Here is an 18370-nt window from a genome sequence, read left to right as displayed (position 1 = left end):
GATGCTAGTTTGGGCGGATTGCTTGAGGGAATAATGGGTAAAATGAAGCAGCTTGCAACTGGAGGGTTAATTAGTGAAGTTAAGTGTACTTGATCAATCCGTCATCAGCGTGGGGGATTCGGCCGCACAGGCTTTTCGCAAAACAGTTGAGCTGGCCCAAATCACAGAAGATCTTGGGTACACCAGGTTCTGGGTTGCTGAGCATCATAACACCAACGGCATTGCCGGTTCCTCTCCTGAAATATTGATATCCCACATAGCATCGATGACCCAAAGAATCAGAATTGGTTCAGGCGGAGTCCTGCTCCCTCAATACAGCCCTTTTAAAGTGGCAGAGAACTTCAAGGTTTTAGAGGCTCTGTTCCCAAACAGGATAGATGCTGGATTAGGCCGTTCTCCTGGCGGGTCAGCCACCACGAGGCTTGCGTTGACAGATGGACTTCGGAAAAGTTTAAATGAGTTTCCCAGACAAATTAGTGACCTAAAAGGATTCTTACAGAATGAATTGCCAGGTGACCATCCCTTTCATAGCGTTAAAGCCTATCCTGACAAAACAGCTTTCCCTGAATTATGGTTATTGGGAATCACTCATCGCGGAGCCAGACTTGCAGCAGAACAGGGAACAGCATTTACATACGGCCATTTCATAACACCCGCCAACGGAAAAAGAGCATTGGAACAATATTTCCGGGAGTTCCAGCCTTCTCCATTCCTGAAAAAACCCAAAGCAAATGTGTGTATTTTTGTTGTATGTGCTGAAACCCAGGAAAAGGCTGATGAACTGGCTTTGAGTCAGGACTTATGGCTTTTGCGGGTAGAAAAGGGGATGGATACAAGGATTCCATCATTGGAAGAAGCAAAGAATACAACGCTAACGGCGGAGGATCGGAACAGGATCGTGGAAAACCGAAAAAGAATGATCATCGGAACGCCGGAAAAAGTGAAGAGTGAGCTCTTGAGGCTGAGTGATGATTATGGGACTGAGGAGTTTATGATCATCAATAATCTGCACAGCTTCCAGGATAAAGTGAAGACATACACAATGCTTGCGGAAGCCCTACTCTAAAGTAATGCAGGAAGGGGAAACCCCCTTCCTTTTATTGTTCCTTCAAATCTTTTTTGGTCATCTCGCTTCGCACATTGATGTCTTTGGAGATATTTCTTTCTTTATTGTTTGGGTATTTATTTTTGCGTTCGCGGTTATCGTTTCGATTTGTCATGATGATCCTCCTCCATTTTACTTTTTGCGGTTCTTTCCTGAATTGATGTCATTGTCATTGCCAAGCTCGCCATTCGTACGGCCTTTCTCTTTGGCAATTTTTCCGCCCAGTCTTACATTCTGCTGGCTGATTTCTTTTCCACTCATGTTTTGTCACCCCCACTTTTTAAGATGCTCAAAATCCTCAAATAAAACTTCCTATTTCGTATCTTTGTTATTGCCTAAAATCCCTGTTATGTAATATAATTCAATTAAAATAATCTGTTATATAACAATATTCAGAAAGAGAGGAAGAAACATGACAAAAACGGATGCAATTGCGCGAAGGATTTTAGGCTGGAAGCTGAACAGATGGGACCGCTGGTTTGATTATGAAAAAGGTGTTTTCATCAATGACTCTGAATTCCAGCCAGAGCAGAATCTTCTGCATGCAATGCTGATTGTCGAAAGACTGGAGAAGCTGGGCTATGCCTTTTCATCAAATGGGGGTTCAGAGGCTGCTTTCAATCAATTCAGAGGGACGGGTGAAAACCTGCCTGAAGCGATTACAAATGCTGCCTATGCCATCATTGAAAATGACTCGGTCGTGGCGAGCGCAACACTGTGGCGGAAATTATCATAATAAATAAAACTGAGCTGCCTCCTTTGATGGACGGCAGCTCTTTTTTCAATCACTCCACTTTTTCATCCTTACCTGCCAGCCAGAATGCAGCGGCAATTGAGGCAATGATGATAATGAAGGGAGCGTAGAACATTGTGAATTCAGCCATTTTCCACCCTCCTATGCATGGTCATCCCGTTTACCCTGAACATAATCTTTATTGAACAGAAACAGCCTCAGCAATAAATACAGTGAAGGGAGCAGCAAACCAAGCCCCGCTATAAAGGCAATAATGAGAGCGATTGCCATCGCTTCATTTGTGAAGCTGTCATAAAGCTTGAGAAAAGGATAAAGCAGATAGGGATAATGCGAAATGCCATAAGCAAAAAATGCAATCAGGAATTGACCTGTTAACAACCCGAATGCGACTCCATATGATTTGCGTTTTCCAAGCAAGTAAACAGTTCCCGCAAACAAGATGAAGGAAATTGCAAACAGCCACCATAAATCAACGAGCCGGGTGTAATGCTCCGGATTGTGGTCCTTAAGTTCGACGATGATTCCTGTTGCGCTCACAATGGCCGGCACCGACCAAATTAAAGCATATTTCCGAAGCAGCTCTGTGGCCGGTTCATCCTGAGCTTTATGGGCGTACCATGTTAAAAATACAGCTGAAATATAGAGTACCGCTGCCAGACTGAGGACAACGATGCTCCATGTCAGCGGACTGGTAAACAGCGCCCAGTAATCCAGATTAATACCCGAAGCCGTTTCTGTGACAAAGCCGCCCTCTGAAATCGTCAGCACAATCGACAGTGAGGCCGGGATGAACAAACCTGATAATCCGTATAAATACGAATATCTTTTGTGCTTCAAACCGCCATAAGTCGTAAAAGCATAATAGGATCCCCGAATCGCCAGCAGGACGATTGCGATACTGGCAGGAACAAGCAGGATGGTTCCGTAGTAATACGCCGTTTTAGGAAAGAATCCGACCATTCCGACAAAGAAAAACACCAGGAATACATTTGTCACTTCCCATACCGGCGACAAATACCGCTGGATGATCCGGGTCAGGATATGCTGCTTTCCCCGGAAAAGGCTGTATGCATTGAAGAATCCTGCCCCGAAATCGATGGAAGCGACGATGACATAGCCAAAAAGAAACAGCCATAGAACAGTAATCCCAATTATCTCAAGTGTCATCGCAACTCACCTTCCTTTTCAGCTTCCCTGTCTGCCAGTTCTTGTTCAACAGGATTCTTCCGGAACATCCTTGTTAAAACCACGATGCTTCCTACGGCAAGCACCAAGTATAAACCGGCGAACATCAGCAGCATCATATCGACCTGTCCGCTTGTCGTCGCTGCTTCGTCAACCTTCATGATTCCCCTCAGGATCCACGGCTGCCTCCCAACCTCGGCGAACCACCAGCCCAGCTCGATCGCAAGCATCGATAACGGGCCTCCAAGGACAATGAGCCATCGATACCACCTGGTCCGGATAAAACTCCATTTCATCCAGACACCGACAACATACATAAGTGAGAGCACCGTCACCCATATGCCGATCGTAACCATCCCATCGAATAGATAGTGGATGTAAAGCGGCGGGGTTTCGTCCTCAGGAAACTCATTTAGACCAATCACTTCCGCATTCGGATTACTGTGTGCCAAAATACTAAGCGCATATGGAATCTTAAGAGCGTATTTAATCTCGCCATCATCGAGAACGCCATAGAGCATTAACGGTGCACCTTCATGGGTCTCAAAATGCCATTCCGCGGCTGCCAGCTTTTCTGGCTGGTACTCGGCTAAATATTTCCCGGAAAAGTCACCAATCACCGCTGCGGCAATCGAAAAAATCAAACCGATTTTCATTGTCAAAAATACTGCTTTTTTATGATAGATATGATCCGATCCCTTAAGCAGCCTGTAAGCCCCGATGGAAGCAAGGAGAAATGCCGAAGTCATATACGCAGTGGCAAGCACATGGGCCACCTTTGTCGGCATGGCTGGATTGAACATCGCCAGGATCGGATTGATATTGACCAGCTGACCATCAACAAGATCAAAGCCTTGCGGGGCATTCATAAAGGCATTCACGATGGTGATGAATACAGCCGAAAAAGATGCTCCAATCGCAACTGGAATAAGAAGCAGCAAGTGTTTCTTCTGATTCTCAAACCTGTCCCATGTATATAGATAAATGCCCAGGAAAATCGCTTCAAAGAAAAACGCAAATGTTTCCATAAAAAGCGGCAGGGCAATGACATTACCCGCAAGTTCCATAAAGTTCGGCCATAGCAACGATAGCTGCAATCCAATCGCCGTCCCGGTCACAACGCCAACCGCAACCGTAATCACAAAGCCGCGCGTCCACCTCCTGGCCAGCAAAATATAATGTTCATCCTGCTTCTTGATTCCCAGCCACTGAGCAATCATGATCATCAACGGAATCCCGACGCCAATGGTGGCATAAATAATGTGGAAAGATAAAGTAAGCTCAGTCAACACTCGGCTGAAAAAAACAGATTCTTCATTTCCCATCCTTCAATCCCCCTTTTCTATCCGGCAATTATACGGCCGATAAAGGACAGTCCCATAATCGCCGCTACAATAAACGCTACCCACATCAGCACTCGTTCTTGCTTTTTATACATATGGTAATTGTCACCCCGCTCGCTAAGTTTGTTCATTTAATCACATAACTCAGAAAAATAAGTCCCTTCCACCTATTTATACAGGATAGATGTGAGAAAAATATGATATGTAGTCTCCTTCATTCCTTATTCCCCTTAGCCCAATAGTTAAAACGATTGGACCTGCCATATATCGTTAGGAAAATAATAATCTGGTTAGACTGGGACTTTTTAACGGCCTGTTCTTAACAGCGGGCTCAAGCTGACGGCTCTTTCCTGCGCTGTACGTAAAATTGCCGATCCTTATATCGCTGAAAAAGCCAAATCACTGCAGCAACCCAGAGGCTGCTGGCAAGGAACCCCCCGACAATGTCACTAGGATAGTGGACGCCAAGATAAACCCTGCTCACTCCAATCGAGAGAATCATGAAGCTGCTTGCAAGAATCACAGCCATTCTGCCAATACGGCCTTGGACATGGCGCCACAGCAGGAAGGCCATGATACTATAAAAAGAGAATGCATTCATAGCATGCCCGCTCGGAAAACTGTACCCGCCAATCTCAATCAACCTGTGAAAATCCGGGCGTGCCCGTTGGAAAAATAATTTCAGCAATCTGTTCAGGATTGGTGTGCAAAAGACCACTGCCAGGAAAACGAGTACTTCAAGCCTGAATCTTAATACATAGAACATCAAAATAAAAAGGAGGATTGTCAGAACAGCAATAAACCGGATGGTTCCGATATAAGTAAAAAACTTCATGATGCTAGTTAGCCAGGGGGATTCCAGTCCCTGGATGAATGAGATGACATGGCGATCAAAGGCCATTAGATAATCAGCTCTAACAAGAAAAGAGAGCAAAATAAATAGGAATAATGAACCGAAAAACGCTATGGATAACTGCAAATTAAACTTCATGTCCTTGTTCCTCCTGTTTCCTTCCATGTTCTGCATCCTTTACTATTCCCCTTATTCAGATTTTCAAAAGACAAATAGACAGAACGACAAGGGGGGAAACTTTTTTTCTTCTTGCGGGGAAGGTAAAATAGACTTGAAAGGAAGTGGGCGAATGGCAAATTCAGTTACAGGTTCTAAACAATCGCATTTAACGCAGTATATCCCGCCTAAAGGAATGTATGAGACGTTTGAAAATGAAGCTCATTATCTTGAGAAGGTCAAGGAATGGGGATTGAGCACAAAGAAAGAATTTTGGTACAAAGACAGATTCCAGCATTGTCTTGTTACGATAAAAGGTTATGAAGTTTTCGGTGAAACAACTGAATACAATACGCTTGTCGTTGAATTTCCAGATGGCAGGCTGACATGCATCCATCCTGCATATTTGAAGGAAATGCAATCCTCCAATTTCGGCAAGGAAATTATTGAACAGACCGGGGACGAGCCTAAAACGAAATCGGAGAGTATGGAAAATCCTGAACTGGCAGCAGCAGAAACAACAGCTCCACCAGCGGAGGCTAAAACGGAAAAAACAGCGAAAGCTTCGGCAGATAAGCCTGCTAAAACAAAAAAAGAAAAGGCCCCTAAATTGGTGCTCCCAGAAGATAAAGTCCATTTTACCGCGAAAGTGAAGCAGTTCGCGTTGAGCTGGAATCACTTCAATGAGGACAATGATGAAGTCATTGTGTTCGAAGACGTCCGAATCGACCAGGAAGAACTAATCGAGGTTGGCCTTGCATGGGGCTCACACAGCAAAACACTGAAAAAACTCGAACTGGAGCCCGGACAGGAGCTTGAATTCAACGGCAAGATCGTCAAGAAGAGCCTTCCCAAAGGAAAGGACGTGGAAGACGAGTCGATGCTTCTTGATGTTTCGGTAGGATACAAGATCAATAATCCTTCAAAAATCATTAAAAAATAGCTTTACTATTCAGAATGGACGGAATGGGTTTTATCACCTGTTTGCGCGGGACAGGGAAAAATTAGTTTGCAATTATGGCAAATAACCGTCATGCTTTAAAGAACAGATTTAAAAGTCATAAAACACAGGTGAAAAAAATGATTGAAATAAAGAATTCTGAAATAAGCGATGGTGAGTTCAATAGAGGCGTATTCGCCAAGAGAAATATAGCAAAGGGTGAACTGATACACGAAGCCCCTGTTCTCTCCTATCCGAACGACCAGCATGTACACATCGAGAAAACAGCATTGGCCGATTATGCCTTTGAATACGGGATCAATCATTCAGCCATTCTGTTGGGCTACGGCATGCTTTTCAACCACTCCTATGAGCCTAACGCAATCTATGAAATCAATTTTGACAATCATACTTTTGATTTCTATGCGTATCGTGACATCAAAGCCGGCGAAGAGATTGTCATCAACTATAATGGCGAAGTCGATAACAACGACCCACTCTGGTTCAATGAAGAGAAATAAGAAAAGCTCAAAGTGATTTAATACTGTCTTATCTCGTAAGAAAAGCGGCTCCCATTAGGAAGCCGCTTCTTTTAAAAAAGACTAAGTGATGTCGTCTTCTAAACATTCAAGTTCAACAATGACATTCGTCCCCTGGCCTATTTCACTTACAATTTTCATGGTTCCATCATGCTCCTGAATGATTTTATTGCTCACCGTCAGTCCAAGTCCGATGCCTTTGTCCTTCGTCGTATAAAACGGAGATCCAAGATAACGAAGGCGGTCAGGCTCGATTCCTGTTCCCTCATCCGAAATGCTGATAAGCACTTTTCCCTTCACCTTCTTTTGCAGGTCGATCACGACATTCCCGCCATTTGGCATGGATTCAATCGCATTTTTCATAAAGTTCAAAAATACTTGTTTCAGCTGATGTGGATTGCAGGAAAGCATGATTCTTTCATCTGGATAAGTAGGGATGATTTGGACATTGTGCATCATCCCCTGCGGATGGATGATATTGATCGTGCTGTCCAAAATCGATTTCAAATCTTCTTTAACATATTGGATTGCCTGCGGTTTAGCTAGTGACATAAACTCATTTACAATCATATCAATCCTGTCCAGCTCGTTCATGATAATTGCCAGGTAACCTTCCTGCTTCTCCTTATCAAGACATGTCTGCAGCAATTTTGAAAACCCCTTCAACGCTGTCAGCGGATTGCGGATTTCATGAGCCACACCCGCTGCCAGTTGACCGGTGACAGACAGCCTGTCCAAATTTCGGATGGAGGCATCATGCTTGACCCGGTCTGTTATATTCCGGCCGACACTGACAAAGGAGTCTATCTCCTTTTTTTCATTATAGATTGGCGAGAAGCTATATTCTGTATAAACGGATTCCAGGTCACAAGTGATGAACTTCTTCCGTAAAATCTGCGGTTCTCCAGTTTCGAGTATCTCCTTAAGCTTAAGATCCAGAACAGCATCTTCCTCTGGTGTCAAAAATTCACCCAGACTTTTGCCTACAATTTGCTCTGGTTTCAAGCTGATCACTTTTTCATGGGAGGGTGAAGCATACAGAATCAATTTATCTTTATTAATCACCAGAATCATGTCAGTCGTATTCTCGGTGATCAGCTCGTACAGTTCCCGTGTTCGGTGTAATTCATTCTCCATACTTACCAATTTAGTAATATCTCGGTAAATCGCGATGATGGCAATAATCTCGCCCTGCTTATTACGGAAGGGGGAGTAAGAGACGGCAATATCGAGTAATGATCCATCTTTATGGAATCGCTTCGTTATCATATTGGTAAATGCTTTTCCGTTTTTGACTTCGGAAATGATCTCTTGTACAACCTCCGGATTCGAAAACTCATGAAAGGTCCTGCCTATCAAATCTTCTTCTGTATAACCGAAAATCTCTGTGTACATATGATTGATCCTCAAAAAACGGTTCTCCATATCTACAATTGCAAACCCGTCAGCCGTACAATCCAGGAATAAACTTAGTAGTTCATCCGGATTATAGATAGTTGTATCATCCTGACCAAATATCGGAAAATTGTTACGCATAGAGATCTCTCCAAACCTATTATCCTTATAACTCTATTTTATTATCCTTATAACTCTATTTTACAGAAAGTTATGATTTTTCAAAAGGAGTATTTAATCTTCTTTTTTAGAGCAAGGCTCTGTTAAACAAGGCTGTTGATTTTCGTTCCAGGCGCTTCGCTTTCCGCTACAATCAACAGGTGTAAAAATAGCATTAGCTTTAACAGACCGTTAAAAATAAAGAAGCCGCTATCCCTTATAAGGAGCGGCTTGAATTCCATTCATTTGAGATATTCTAACACTTTTGCCACAGCAGCTTCTGCCTGGTCAATACATCCCGGAATCCCGACACCCTCAAAAGAACCACCTGCAAGGCAGATGCCTGGAAGCTCTTTTTCAAGCTCCGATTTTACCTTTGCGATTCTCTCGAGATGACCCACAGTATATTGCGGCATTGCTTTACTCCATCTGGTCACAACAGTGAATTCCGGCTTTGCGGTAATGTTCATCGTTTTATTCAAATCTCTTAAAACCAATTCGATGATTTCGTCATCTGATAGATTAACAGCTTCCTGGTCATCCGGCTTCCCGACATAGCAGCGGAGGAGCGCCATATCGTCAGGCGATGTGCCGGGCCATTTTTTATGTGTCCATGTACATGCTGTGATCCGGAAATCACTGTTTCTCGAGACCAGGAATCCTGTTCCGTCGATATCTTTTTCGATCGCCGATTTCGGGAATGCCATCGCTACATTTGCCACAGAATTGGCAGGCATGTGTTTGAACGGTTCCATGAATGGATATTCTGACAGCATGTGCTGGGCGTGGAAATGATCTGTCGCAATCACTACACTGTCTGCTGTTTCCAATTCTCCAGATTCGAGATGGACTTTATAGACCTCGCCTGTCTTCTCAACCTTTTTAACAGCTCTTTCCTTCAAGACTGATCCTTCGTCTAGACGCTTTTCAACCTGATGGACCAATTCCTCCAAACCTGTTGACAATGAAATGAACATCCCTTTTTTAGAACCAGGCTTCTTGGCTGTTTTCGGAGGCTTAGGCATCGATTTATTCAAGCCGATCACCAGGCTTCGATGCTTCTGTTCGATTTCATAAAAATTTGGGAACAAAGCCATCAGGCTGAGCTCATCTATATCGCCTGCGTAAATCCCCGATAATAAAGGATCAATCAGGTTATCAACAACCTCATCACCAAGCCGGCGGCGGAAAAAAGCACCTAATGACTGATCCGCCTTTGGTGCATCTTTTGGCAAAATAAAGTCCCCTGCTGCACGCAATTTGCCCAGTGATGAAAATAACCCTGACAACGCAAACGGGGTGACTTTTGTAGGAATCCCCATGAAAGATCCCTCGGGCATGGTATGAAGCCTGCCCCTTGCGTAAATATAGGACCTCCCCGCCGTGTTCGAGATGATTTTGTCCTGGAGACCTACTTCCTCTATCAGTCTCATTGCACTCTTTTTTCGCGCTATGATGGAATCCGGCCCTCTTTCAATGATGAAGCCGTCACGCTTCTCGGTACGGATGACACCGCCAAGACGTCCGCTCGCCTCAATCAATTTCACTTCGATCGGCAGCTGCTTTACCTTTGCCTCCTTTTGGAGATAATACGCAGTCGCCAGCCCAGTGATCCCTCCGCCTATGATGATAACCTTCCTTTGGTCCATATCGCTCACCTGTTCTTTTTGTTTTGATTATCTTATAGTTTTACCCTGTAAGTATGTGAACTTTTTAACATAACAAAAGTATAGCACCAGAAATAGTTTTGATTCTTATAATGTTATCCTGCACTATGTGAACTTTTTAACATAACAAAAGTATAGCACCAGAAATAGACTCGTTGATGGAAGTTTTTTTACTAAAATGTGAACTTAAGTCCATGAAAAGGTGATTATGGAGGCGGGATTAACGGATTTCCGTCAAATGTACATCTGTTTTGCGTAAGAAAAACGGAATTAAGCTGGCGTTTTGAACAATCATGCACTGTTGACTGACCTGATTTCATTTTTTTTGGCGAATTTTTGATTATTTCGACCACATTTCGAAATATATCAGCGGATTTTCAATTTTATCGACCACTTTTTAAATTATTTCGACCACATTCCCAAATATTTCGACCACATCACCTTTTAAAAAAATCCCGGTTTCCCGGGATCTACACATTCATATCTCTTTTTCGGTAAAACAAGTAAGTTACCAATGTGAGCACTAACAATATCAGCGCTGACAATCCCAGGTAGATCGGTTCAAACCCGCCATCCTCCAGCACAAGCTTCGCATCATAATATTTGAATGGAGTCACGAATTTCAGTCCATCTAGCTTCTCATTCAAGTCAATTATAATCGACAGGATGAACAGGAAAAGCAAGATTCCCGTTGCCAGCGATGTGGCTTTTTTGGCATTCTTTAAAACAGCGGCGATAGCAGTCCCGATGACGAGGAAAATCAACTGAAGAATGAACATCCCGATCATCAGCATCGCAATCTCCCCAGTGACGTCCTCTCCTTCCGCATATTTCCCGACCATGCTGATAGAGGAAGCAAGGGTGACAAGATTGAAAATCAAAATATTGACCAGCGCAGCGGATAGCTTTGCTGATATCATCCATGTCCTTGAGACCGGTTTGACGAGCAGGAACTCTACGGTTTTGTCTCTCTCTTCCTTGGCGATGATATTCGAGCCGAGCATCGCTGCATGGATGGATGCCATTACGGCCAGGTAAAGAAACAGGACTCCAAAATACCCGATCGGTGTCGACAAATCAAGCGAACCAGTTCCCATTATTGCCTGCAGCGATTTTGGCATATCGGCCATCAACGTATTCATCGACTGCCCTGTCCCCTCGAGGCTTGTGTATTTTGCCATGCCCGAGGCGACCATAAAGACAACTCCGATACACCAGATGATTAACGCTTTCCTGCTTGCTTTCAATTCTCTTTTAAAAAGATTCACGATTTTCCCTCCTCCCTAAACGGAATGGACGTCCTTTTTCGAGTATAAATAATAGCTGGCAACGATTGCGGCAATGATAAAAATGGCAGCGGTTATCAGAAAAGAAGTTTCATAGCCCTCATGCTGCGTGGTATAAGCTGCGTCAAAATAATTGAACGGCGTCAAATAACGCAATGCCTCATCATCTGTTGTCGAACTGATCATCCCTAGCATGAAAAAGCCGAAAACCGTTCCGAGTGAAACTGAGATCACCGATTTAATCCTCGGAAACATCGCGGCAACAACGATTCCCAGCGCCATGAACATCAGCTGGAGAAAGAATAGGGAAATGGCAATCAGGAATAAAGCCTCCTTGTTAAAAGCGTCCTCCGAGACAATGGATGCCATCACAAATATCGCTGTGATAAACATGATATTGGTAATGACAAGGGAAACGAATGCAGCCAGCAGTTTAGATGTGACGACCTGCCCCCTGGTCACCGGCTTTGTCAACAGAAAGTCCGCCGTCTTTTCGCGTGTTTCCTTCGATAAAATCGAGGTTCCCAGATTCATAGCCTGAATGGCGCCCGCAAGCTTCAGGTAAAGGAACGCATACGAGAAGAACCCGATCAATGTTGCAATGCTGTCCACTGACAATCCAATTGCTTTCCTCAACTCTACTGGAAATCCCTCAAGCAGTTTTTTGAACTCTTCTGCATCCTTTGAAAAGGAAGGGAACATCGATAAAAACAATACCACCAGCGCCACCAGGGACAAGGTCCAGATGACAGTCGATTTCCGGCAGGCCTTCAGTTCATGAAGGAACATATTCATGTTCTATTCCTCCTTTTCATAATAGTGCATGAAGATCTCTTCAAGGTCAGGCTCCTCCACCCAGAGATTCGCAATCTCAATTTCAGCAATTTTTTTCATAATGGAATTGACATTTCCCCTGAATAAAAAGCTGATGATAGGGCCGTCCTGCTGCAGCTGGTTCACACCTTCGATATTGAAAAGCTCTTTATTAATCGCGGCGTTTGATTCTATTTTGAATTTCTTGTACGTATTCTCTTTTAGCGTGCTGATTTTCTCGACCGTGACAATCCGGCCGTCCTTGATGATGGCCACCCTGTCACACAGCCTCTGCACCTCGCTGAGAATATGGGAAGAAAACAGGATCGTCGCGCCTTTCTTATTTTCTTTTTCAAGAAGGTCGAAAAACTTCTGCTGCATGAGCGGATCGAGGCCGCTTGTCGGTTCATCGAGGATGATCAGCTTCGGTTCATGAAGCAGCCCCTGCACGATGCCGACCTTCTTTTTGTTCCCAAGCGAAAGATCATCGATTTTCTTGGTCAGGTCCAGCTCCATGATCTCGGCAAGCTCCTTGATCCGCCCTGTACAATCCTTTTTGTAAAAACTTGCAGAGTACTTGAGCAGATCCATGACCTTCATATTGTCATAATAAAATACTTCAGAAGGAAGGTAGCCAATATCCTTCTTAATTTCAGGTGCGGCTGTAATGATGTCCTTGCCAAAAATCGTTGCGCTGCCGCTTGTCGGATAGATCAGTGACAGCAATGTCCGGATTGTCGTCGATTTTCCCGCACCATTCGGGCCGATGAAACCGAAAATCTCCCCTTCTTCCACATTAAAGCTTACATTCTCAATCCCCCTGGATTTGCCGTACATTTTCGTCAGATTCTTAATCTCAATCACGTTCATGCCAGACCCTCCCTCTATTTCTCTGTTCCAATATTGCACTTGCTGGACTGTTTTTTCGAATTTCTTGATCAGTTGCAGCGTTTTCCTCCGGACGCACACCTTTTTTTGGTAAATCTATTTATATTTACGATTAAGTCTTTTTTATTTACGGTTGGACTGTTTTTATTTACGGTTAAGCATTTTTTATTTACGGTTGGGCTATTTTTATTTACGGTTAAGCTGTCTTTATTTTCGGTTGGGCTGTTTTTATCTACGGTTAAGCTAATTATCATTACGCTTGATCCGCCTATAATCCCAGATGCACTGTTCTACTCGGCATTCGATATTTCGCTACTCGCTTCTATAAAAGGCCTTCTTCATCATATCGATATACACTTCTGCTTCTTGGAATGCTTCATCGAAATCATCAATTCCTTTGTTCAGCCTTTTGGCTTTTTCGAGTTCCTGGTTACTGAAGCCCTGGAGTGTCCACATGATGATGTTGATTGTTCTGTGGATGTCCGTCCCTTCACGGAACTGGGAAAGGTCGATATTTTCGAATAGTTTGCTATAGCTGTCGTGCATCAGTTCTGTGGTGGTGTTATTCAGGCTCTCTTTTACATCTACCGAGGATTCCAATGAGGCAGACATCATAAAGTCGAATATCTCCGGATGCCTAGCTATCAGCCTGTTTTTAAGGATCATCAGGTCCTTCAGCCGCTCAAAGATATCTCGTTGGGCAAAGTTCAGTTCCTGAAAGAATTCCTCCGACAAAACATCTGCAAAGTGGTCGTAAAGGAACAAGTAAAGCTCTTTTTTATTTTTAAAATAGTGAAACAAGAGTCCTTTTGAAATACCTGCTGATTTAACGATCTCATTCGTAGAAGCGCTCTCGTATCCCTTTTGGGCAAATTCCTTGAGAGCAGCGTTCAGGATTCGTTCCTGTTTTTCGGGGTTCAACCTTAAAAATTTCGAAGTCATCTTGCCCTCCTTAATGTTAATTGACCGTAGTGGTCAATATCATTGTATTCCTCATTGACCACTGCGGTCAATGATAATCATAGTAAATTTCTCGACATAAACAAACAAAGAGACCGCCAAATTGGCAGTCTCTTTATTTTTATTTCATTTTCCGGATTACAGCTCTGACCGGGCTGCCGTCTGCCTGATCCAACGGCAGCGGCAGGGCGGCGAGCTCATATTCCCCAGGTTCAATCCGGTCCAGCACCAGGCCTTCAAGGATATGGATTCCATGATTGTTCAATTCATGATGCGCACTGAGTTCCTTGCTGTCCAGTGGGTCGACGGATGGCAGATCGAGCCCAAGTAATTTTACTCCATGCTCAGCCAGGTAAGCAGCCAATTCCGGCTCAATATACGGAATCGATTCCGGGAATGCCGTTTTATCCTGCCATGCATCGGTACGGATCAGCAGGCGCTGGACTCCCTTTAAATCCACCTCTTCAAGCTCTTAAAGCCCGATACTGGCTGGCTTAGCCACATGGATTACAAGCGCAGGTCCAATATAGAGATTGAAGTCTAAATCAATTACCTTTTTTCCATCGCTTTCGAAATGAAAAGGGGCATCGATATGTGTGCCGGTATGGGTGCTCATCGTCACCTGTCCAACATTCACCGAACCACTCTCTTCCATTCCCCAGCTCACTTTATATTCAAATGGCGTGTCGCCAGGCCAGACAGGAATTTTATCGTTTAAAACCTGTGAAATATCAATCCAGTCTCCCATACATTTTCCTTCTTTCAAATATAGATTTCCCCTCACACTCCAGATCCTCTTCCGTTCTCAATTTACCAAGCGAAAGGGTGTCTTCCTCCTTTTCTTGCTATAGTTTTGTCCTCAAGCTCCACAGCTCAGGGAAAAACCGATGGTCGACGACCTTTTTCAAATAGGATACACCGGCGGATCCACCAGTTCCAGCTTTGTGGCCGATAATCCGTTCGACTGTGCTCATATGGTTGAAACGCCAGAGCTGCTGCTTGCTGCCGATATCGACAAGCTTTTCTGCAAGCTCATAAAGATCCCAGTACTGGTCGACATTGCGGTAAACCGTCAGCCACGCTTCCTCGACGCTTGCATTTGGTTCGTACGGCTGCGACCAGTCACGGTTCAGCGCGGCGTCATCGATCTGAAGTCCACTCATTGACAATGCCTGGATGGCGGCATCATAAATCGAGCGTTCGTGCAGTGCATCCTCCATGGTTTTGTGCAGTTCCGCATCATGCTTATAGACGGATAAAACATGTGCCTGCTTCTGCCCAAGAGCGAATTCAATCAGCCGGTTTTGATAGGATTGGAATCCGGATGAATGCCCAAGCTTGTCACGAAACTCCATATATTCTGCCGGAGTCAGCGTCGACAGCACACTCCATGATTGAATCAGCTGTTCCTGAATCCGCGACACCCTAGACAGCATCTTGAAAGACGGCTCCAGATCATTTTTTCGGATGCAGTCAATCGCCGCGTTCACTTCATGTAAAATCAGCTTCATCCACAGCTCACTTGCCTGATGGATAACGATGAAGAGCATTTCATCGTGGTGATCCGACAAACGCTGCTGACTGGATAAGATTTTATCCAATTGCAGGTAGCTCCCATAGGACAACTCTTTTGAAAAATCAGTATGGATTTCGTGTGGAGTTTTCTGTTCTTCCTTCATTTCCCGGCTTCCCCCTTAGGCTACGACTCCGCGCTCATTGCTGAATTTCTCGTACAATTTATGATCCATAATTTCTTTTAAGATTTGGACGGCATTCCAGACGTCACTATAAGAAGTATATAATGCCACAGGTGCGAGGCGGACAATGTTCGGAGCGCGGAAATCGGGTATGATTCCTTTTTCCTTCAAAGCTTTGCAAATCCTGGCAGCTTCTTTGTGCTCCAGGCTGACGTGGCCACCTCTTTTGAAATCCTCTGCTGGACTGCCAATATTAAAACCTTCGTCGCCCAGCTCATGCTGAATCAAATCCATAAGATATTGATTGATCTTTAATGATTTTTCACGAACATTCTCGATGCCAGCCTCGGCGAACATTTCAAGTGAACCAAGTAAAGGTGCCAGGCTCAATACATGTGGCGTCCCAATCTGGTAGGCGCCCGCATTCTCAGCAGGAGTCAGGACATGTTCCATATCAAATTGTTTGTCCTTCCTCGAACCGAACCAGCCAGCAAGTCCCGGCTTTGTTCCAAAATGCTTCGAATTCACAAAAAGACCGGCAACTGCCCCGGGACCTCCATTCAGATGCTTATAATTGCACCAGTAGGCAAAGTCAACTCCCCAATCCGAGAATGAATGCGGAATGGCACCGATGGAATGGCAGCCATCGAAACCGATCAGGATACCTCGTTCATGTGCAGCTCTCGTCAATCTTTCCATATCCAGGATTTGACCACTTCGGTATAAAACCGTCGGCAGAACAACAAGCGCAATATCCTCCGTCATCGCCTCAATGATATCGTCCTCATCGAGGAATCTTCCATCCCTGCTTTTCACTCTGATTAAATGTGTATCCGGATCAAAGCCATGGATCCTGAGCTGGCTTTGCAGCGCATAGATATCAGAAGGGAAATTCAATTCGTCAGCGAGGATCTTCGTTCTTTTACCCTCAGGTTTATAAAAAGTAGCAACCAGCTGATGCAAATTGATCGTTGTGGATCCGCTTACAATTACCTCTTCTGCTGAAGCACCGACAAGCGGAGCCGTCAATTCTCCTAGTTTTTCAGATAAATAGAACCACGGATGCTTACCATCCATCCAGCCATCAATCCCAAGCTCGCGCCAGTCAGCCAATGATTCCAGCAAAGTTTGTTCAGCCCGCTTTGATAAAAGCCCAAGCGAATTCCCGTCAAGGTAAATCGAACCTGGCTTCAGGTAAAACTCATCTCGAAAACGAGCTAGTAAATCACCGCTGTCAAGCTGTGCAGCAAATTGTGCACCAGGTTCAAAAGCATAAGATCTCATCGTCATCTCTCCCATCCCATTTGCAACTAGAGAAATCGTAACAAAGAACAGAAGCAAGCGTCAACAAATGGTCTGATAATTCCCAAAAAGAAAAACAGCCTCAATTTCTGCGGCTGTTTCATGTCCTTAAGCAAATCGATAATAAATCAGCACAAATGCCGATAAAACAAAAATGAAGTTCAAGAATATAAACACAAATTGATCCACTTTTGTCTTGTGCAGCTTGATTGGCGGATTGTAGAAGGAAACGCCTTCGATGATGAAAATGATCAGGACGATATGGATCATGAAGTGGCCGATGACTTCTGTGAATCCGAATAGCATAGTTGTCAGGATAAAGATGGTAGTGACAACAAATCCGAGAACTCGGTTCAGGATTCCGACGACCAGCAAATAACCGACGACGAATTCGACAAAGGCGGCCATGACAATGAAGGCCGCTGGTTCGAATCCAAAAGTAGGCACATGGTGGTTCGCGACGATATCCAGCGACATCGTTGGGTACACCCATTTTTCAACAGCTACCCAGCAAAGAGAGAGGCCTGTGCCTAAATACAAAAATGGGAAACCTACCTTTTCCAGCTTTGTTTTGCCAACAAGCAACACGCCAATGATCGCTAAATAAAAGCCGTAGTCAAGCATATAGAAAATGCCATGATTAACAGTGACCATGACGAATAAAATGAGTAAAAGTGATGCTCCGAACTTTGTTGCAATATGATGGGGCACAAGAAGAAGGCCTATTGCCGCCCATACTAAAATCGTCATCAATGTGCTGTCAATATGGAATTCAGGTGCGAAAAGGGTGCCATTAGTGACCTGGATGATCAATGCTGCTGCCGTTCCGTATTTTAAAATATATCTTGAATACTTCCTGAAACCAGAAAGGAAATCATCCCACTTTTTGATAAGCGGCCATTGGGCCATTTTGGGGATAAATAGTGTTAATGAAGCAAGAACGACTGCTGCCAGTAAGGATAGGCCCATGAATAATGGAGATAAGATATTTTCAATGGTTTCTTTCATTGGTGCTACCTCTGTGAACCATTTTACGTGAGCATTTGTATATAAAGGTGTTAGAATGAATCCTAACCCGATGATGATTTGTAATAGTTTTTTCATGAGTAAAACCTCCTGTGGCAATGTAAACACTATCGATATAGTAATAATACAGTCTGAGTTACAGATTTGATCATCAGAGTTATGAACATTTTGTGAAATTATTCACAAATAGGTCATTTTGGGCAGTTTGAATTAATTAGGTTTCACATTTCCCTTTGCCGTTATGCTTTTTAATTATGGATTAATGGGTATATTGGGGATAAGGAATAAAGGATGGTGACCAT

Annotated in this window: 19 protein-coding genes and 1 pseudogene; 4 read left to right on the top strand and 16 right to left on the bottom strand. The window is 44.0% G+C overall.

The window, feature by feature from the left end; all coding sequences use genetic code 11:
• Positions 1–73: 73 nt before the first annotated feature.
• Positions 74–1066 carry an LLM class flavin-dependent oxidoreductase gene (locus FS736_RS15390; RefSeq protein ID WP_144478824.1) on the top strand — a complete coding sequence of 331 codons (993 nt, stop codon included), beginning with the start codon at positions 74–76 and terminating at the stop codon, positions 1064–1066.
• 31 nt (positions 1067–1097) lie between these two features.
• On the opposite strand, the gene FS736_RS25190 is transcribed toward FS736_RS15390, so the two are convergent.
• The gene (locus FS736_RS25190) at positions 1098–1220 is read right to left on the bottom strand and encodes a hypothetical protein (protein WP_260983619.1); all 123 of its coding nucleotides are present in this window, start codon (positions 1218–1220) and stop codon (positions 1098–1100) included.
• A 17-nt stretch (positions 1221–1237) separates the two neighbouring features.
• Positions 1238–1366: a hypothetical protein gene (locus tag FS736_RS25185; protein ID WP_260983618.1), complete on the bottom strand. Its 129-nt coding sequence runs from the start codon at positions 1364–1366 to the stop codon at positions 1238–1240.
• A 151-nt stretch (positions 1367–1517) separates the two neighbouring features.
• Between FS736_RS25185 and FS736_RS15385 the strand changes: the two genes are divergently transcribed.
• Positions 1518–1841: a BC1872 family protein gene (locus FS736_RS15385; RefSeq protein WP_144478822.1), complete on the top strand. Its 324-nt coding sequence runs from the start codon at positions 1518–1520 to the stop codon at positions 1839–1841.
• Positions 1842–1890: 49 nt separating this feature from the next.
• Here the strand turns inward: FS736_RS15385 and cydS are convergent, their stop codons facing one another.
• From cydS to FS736_RS15370, 4 genes are all read right to left on the bottom strand, one after another.
• On the bottom strand, positions 1891–1989 hold the full coding sequence (gene cydS, locus FS736_RS25470) for a cytochrome bd oxidase small subunit CydS family protein (RefSeq protein WP_395883519.1): 99 nt from the start codon (positions 1987–1989) through the stop codon (positions 1891–1893).
• An 11-nt stretch (positions 1990–2000) separates the two neighbouring features.
• Positions 2001–3026 carry a cytochrome d ubiquinol oxidase subunit II gene (locus tag FS736_RS15380; protein ID WP_144478820.1) on the bottom strand — a complete coding sequence of 342 codons (1026 nt, stop codon included), beginning with the start codon at positions 3024–3026 and terminating at the stop codon, positions 2001–2003.
• Positions 3023–4369 (bottom strand): cytochrome ubiquinol oxidase subunit I, encoded by a 1347-nt coding sequence (locus FS736_RS15375; RefSeq protein ID WP_144478818.1) that lies wholly within the window; start codon positions 4367–4369, stop codon positions 3023–3025. The genes FS736_RS15380 and FS736_RS15375 overlap by 4 nt, the downstream gene beginning before the upstream one ends.
• Positions 4370–4718: 349 nt before the next feature.
• Positions 4719–5378, bottom strand: a complete 660-nt coding sequence (locus FS736_RS15370) for a phosphatase PAP2 family protein (protein ID WP_144478816.1) — start codon at positions 5376–5378, stop codon at positions 4719–4721.
• Positions 5379–5529: 151 nt separating this feature from the next.
• Between FS736_RS15370 and FS736_RS15365 the strand changes: the two genes are divergently transcribed.
• Together FS736_RS15365 and FS736_RS15360 are read left to right on the top strand one after the other, a co-directional pair.
• On the top strand, positions 5530–6339 hold the full coding sequence (locus FS736_RS15365) for a hypothetical protein (RefSeq protein WP_144478814.1): 810 nt from the start codon (positions 5530–5532) through the stop codon (positions 6337–6339).
• A 137-nt stretch (positions 6340–6476) separates the two neighbouring features.
• On the top strand, positions 6477–6857 hold the full coding sequence (locus FS736_RS15360) for an SET domain-containing protein (RefSeq protein WP_144478812.1): 381 nt from the start codon (positions 6477–6479) through the stop codon (positions 6855–6857).
• A gap of 81 nt (positions 6858–6938) precedes the next feature.
• Here the strand turns inward: FS736_RS15360 and FS736_RS15355 are convergent, their stop codons facing one another.
• From FS736_RS15355 to FS736_RS15310, 10 genes and pseudogenes are all read right to left on the bottom strand, one after another.
• Positions 6939–8411 carry a PAS domain-containing sensor histidine kinase gene (locus FS736_RS15355; RefSeq protein WP_144478810.1) on the bottom strand — a complete coding sequence of 491 codons (1473 nt, stop codon included), beginning with the start codon at positions 8409–8411 and terminating at the stop codon, positions 6939–6941.
• Between the two features lie 260 nt (positions 8412–8671).
• Positions 8672–10078 (bottom strand): protoporphyrinogen oxidase, encoded by a 1407-nt coding sequence (hemY, locus tag FS736_RS15350; protein WP_144478808.1) that lies wholly within the window; start codon positions 10076–10078, stop codon positions 8672–8674.
• A 488-nt stretch (positions 10079–10566) separates the two neighbouring features.
• Positions 10567–11364 carry an ABC transporter permease subunit gene (locus FS736_RS15345; RefSeq protein ID WP_144478806.1) on the bottom strand — a complete coding sequence of 266 codons (798 nt, stop codon included), beginning with the start codon at positions 11362–11364 and terminating at the stop codon, positions 10567–10569.
• 15 nt (positions 11365–11379) lie between these two features.
• The gene (locus FS736_RS15340) at positions 11380–12177 is read right to left on the bottom strand and encodes an ABC transporter permease subunit (protein WP_144478804.1); all 798 of its coding nucleotides are present in this window, start codon (positions 12175–12177) and stop codon (positions 11380–11382) included.
• Between the two features lie 3 nt (positions 12178–12180).
• Positions 12181–13065 carry an ABC transporter ATP-binding protein gene (locus FS736_RS15335; protein WP_144478803.1) on the bottom strand — a complete coding sequence of 295 codons (885 nt, stop codon included), beginning with the start codon at positions 13063–13065 and terminating at the stop codon, positions 12181–12183.
• Between the two features lie 330 nt (positions 13066–13395).
• Positions 13396–14025 carry a TetR/AcrR family transcriptional regulator gene (locus tag FS736_RS15330; RefSeq protein ID WP_144478801.1) on the bottom strand — a complete coding sequence of 210 codons (630 nt, stop codon included), beginning with the start codon at positions 14023–14025 and terminating at the stop codon, positions 13396–13398.
• A 139-nt stretch (positions 14026–14164) separates the two neighbouring features.
• Positions 14165–14791: pseudogene (gene kynB, locus FS736_RS15325) on the bottom strand (arylformamidase).
• 97 nt (positions 14792–14888) lie between these two features.
• On the bottom strand, positions 14889–15722 hold the full coding sequence (kynA, locus tag FS736_RS15320; RefSeq protein ID WP_144478799.1) for a tryptophan 2,3-dioxygenase: 834 nt from the start codon (positions 15720–15722) through the stop codon (positions 14889–14891).
• Positions 15723–15737: 15 nt separating this feature from the next.
• Complete coding sequence (gene kynU, locus FS736_RS15315) at positions 15738–17024, bottom strand: kynureninase (RefSeq protein ID WP_144478797.1); 1287 nt, start codon at positions 17022–17024, stop codon at positions 15738–15740.
• Positions 17025–17150: 126 nt separating this feature from the next.
• Positions 17151–18146: a hypothetical protein gene (locus FS736_RS15310; protein WP_144478795.1), complete on the bottom strand. Its 996-nt coding sequence runs from the start codon at positions 18144–18146 to the stop codon at positions 17151–17153.
• Positions 18147–18370 lie beyond the last annotated feature (224 nt).

The organism is Cytobacillus oceanisediminis 2691 (genome assembly GCF_007678455.1).
Lineage (GTDB): Bacteria > Bacillota > Bacilli > Bacillales > Cytobacillaceae > Mesobacillus > Mesobacillus oceanisediminis_A.
This window is presented reverse-complemented; position numbering and strand designations above follow the sequence as displayed.

Excerpts from the sequence above, each read along its gene's own strand:
- kynU (WP_144478797.1), bottom strand. The coding sequence starts at position 17,024 with ATGAGATCTTATGCTTTTGAACCTGGTGCACAATTTGCTGCACAGCTT.
- hemY (WP_144478808.1), bottom strand. The coding sequence starts at position 10,078 with ATGGACCAAAGGAAGGTTATCATCATAGGCGGAGGGATCACTGGGCTG.
- FS736_RS25185 (WP_260983618.1), bottom strand. The coding sequence starts at position 1,366 with ATGAGTGGAAAAGAAATCAGCCAGCAGAATGTAAGACTGGGCGGAAAA.
- FS736_RS15330 (WP_144478801.1), bottom strand. The coding sequence starts at position 14,025 with ATGACTTCGAAATTTTTAAGGTTGAACCCCGAAAAACAGGAACGAATC.
- FS736_RS15370 (WP_144478816.1), bottom strand. The coding sequence starts at position 5,378 with ATGAAGTTTAATTTGCAGTTATCCATAGCGTTTTTCGGTTCATTATTC.
- FS736_RS15335 (WP_144478803.1), bottom strand. The coding sequence starts at position 13,065 with ATGAACGTGATTGAGATTAAGAATCTGACGAAAATGTACGGCAAATCC.
- FS736_RS25190 (WP_260983619.1), bottom strand. The coding sequence starts at position 1,220 with ATGACAAATCGAAACGATAACCGCGAACGCAAAAATAAATACCCAAAC.
- cydS (WP_395883519.1), bottom strand. The coding sequence starts at position 1,989 with ATGGCTGAATTCACAATGTTCTACGCTCCCTTCATTATCATCATTGCC.
- FS736_RS15375 (WP_144478818.1), bottom strand. The coding sequence starts at position 4,369 with ATGGGAAATGAAGAATCTGTTTTTTTCAGCCGAGTGTTGACTGAGCTT.
- FS736_RS15365 (WP_144478814.1), top strand. The coding sequence starts at position 5,530 with ATGGCAAATTCAGTTACAGGTTCTAAACAATCGCATTTAACGCAGTAT.
- FS736_RS15310 (WP_144478795.1), bottom strand. The coding sequence starts at position 18,146 with ATGAAAAAACTATTACAAATCATCATCGGGTTAGGATTCATTCTAACA.
- kynA (WP_144478799.1), bottom strand. The coding sequence starts at position 15,722 with ATGAAGGAAGAACAGAAAACTCCACACGAAATCCATACTGATTTTTCA.
- FS736_RS15340 (WP_144478804.1), bottom strand. The coding sequence starts at position 12,177 with ATGAATATGTTCCTTCATGAACTGAAGGCCTGCCGGAAATCGACTGTC.
- FS736_RS15355 (WP_144478810.1), bottom strand. The coding sequence starts at position 8,411 with ATGCGTAACAATTTTCCGATATTTGGTCAGGATGATACAACTATCTAT.
- FS736_RS15380 (WP_144478820.1), bottom strand. The coding sequence starts at position 3,026 with ATGACACTTGAGATAATTGGGATTACTGTTCTATGGCTGTTTCTTTTT.
- FS736_RS15360 (WP_144478812.1), top strand. The coding sequence starts at position 6,477 with ATGATTGAAATAAAGAATTCTGAAATAAGCGATGGTGAGTTCAATAGA.
- FS736_RS15385 (WP_144478822.1), top strand. The coding sequence starts at position 1,518 with ATGACAAAAACGGATGCAATTGCGCGAAGGATTTTAGGCTGGAAGCTG.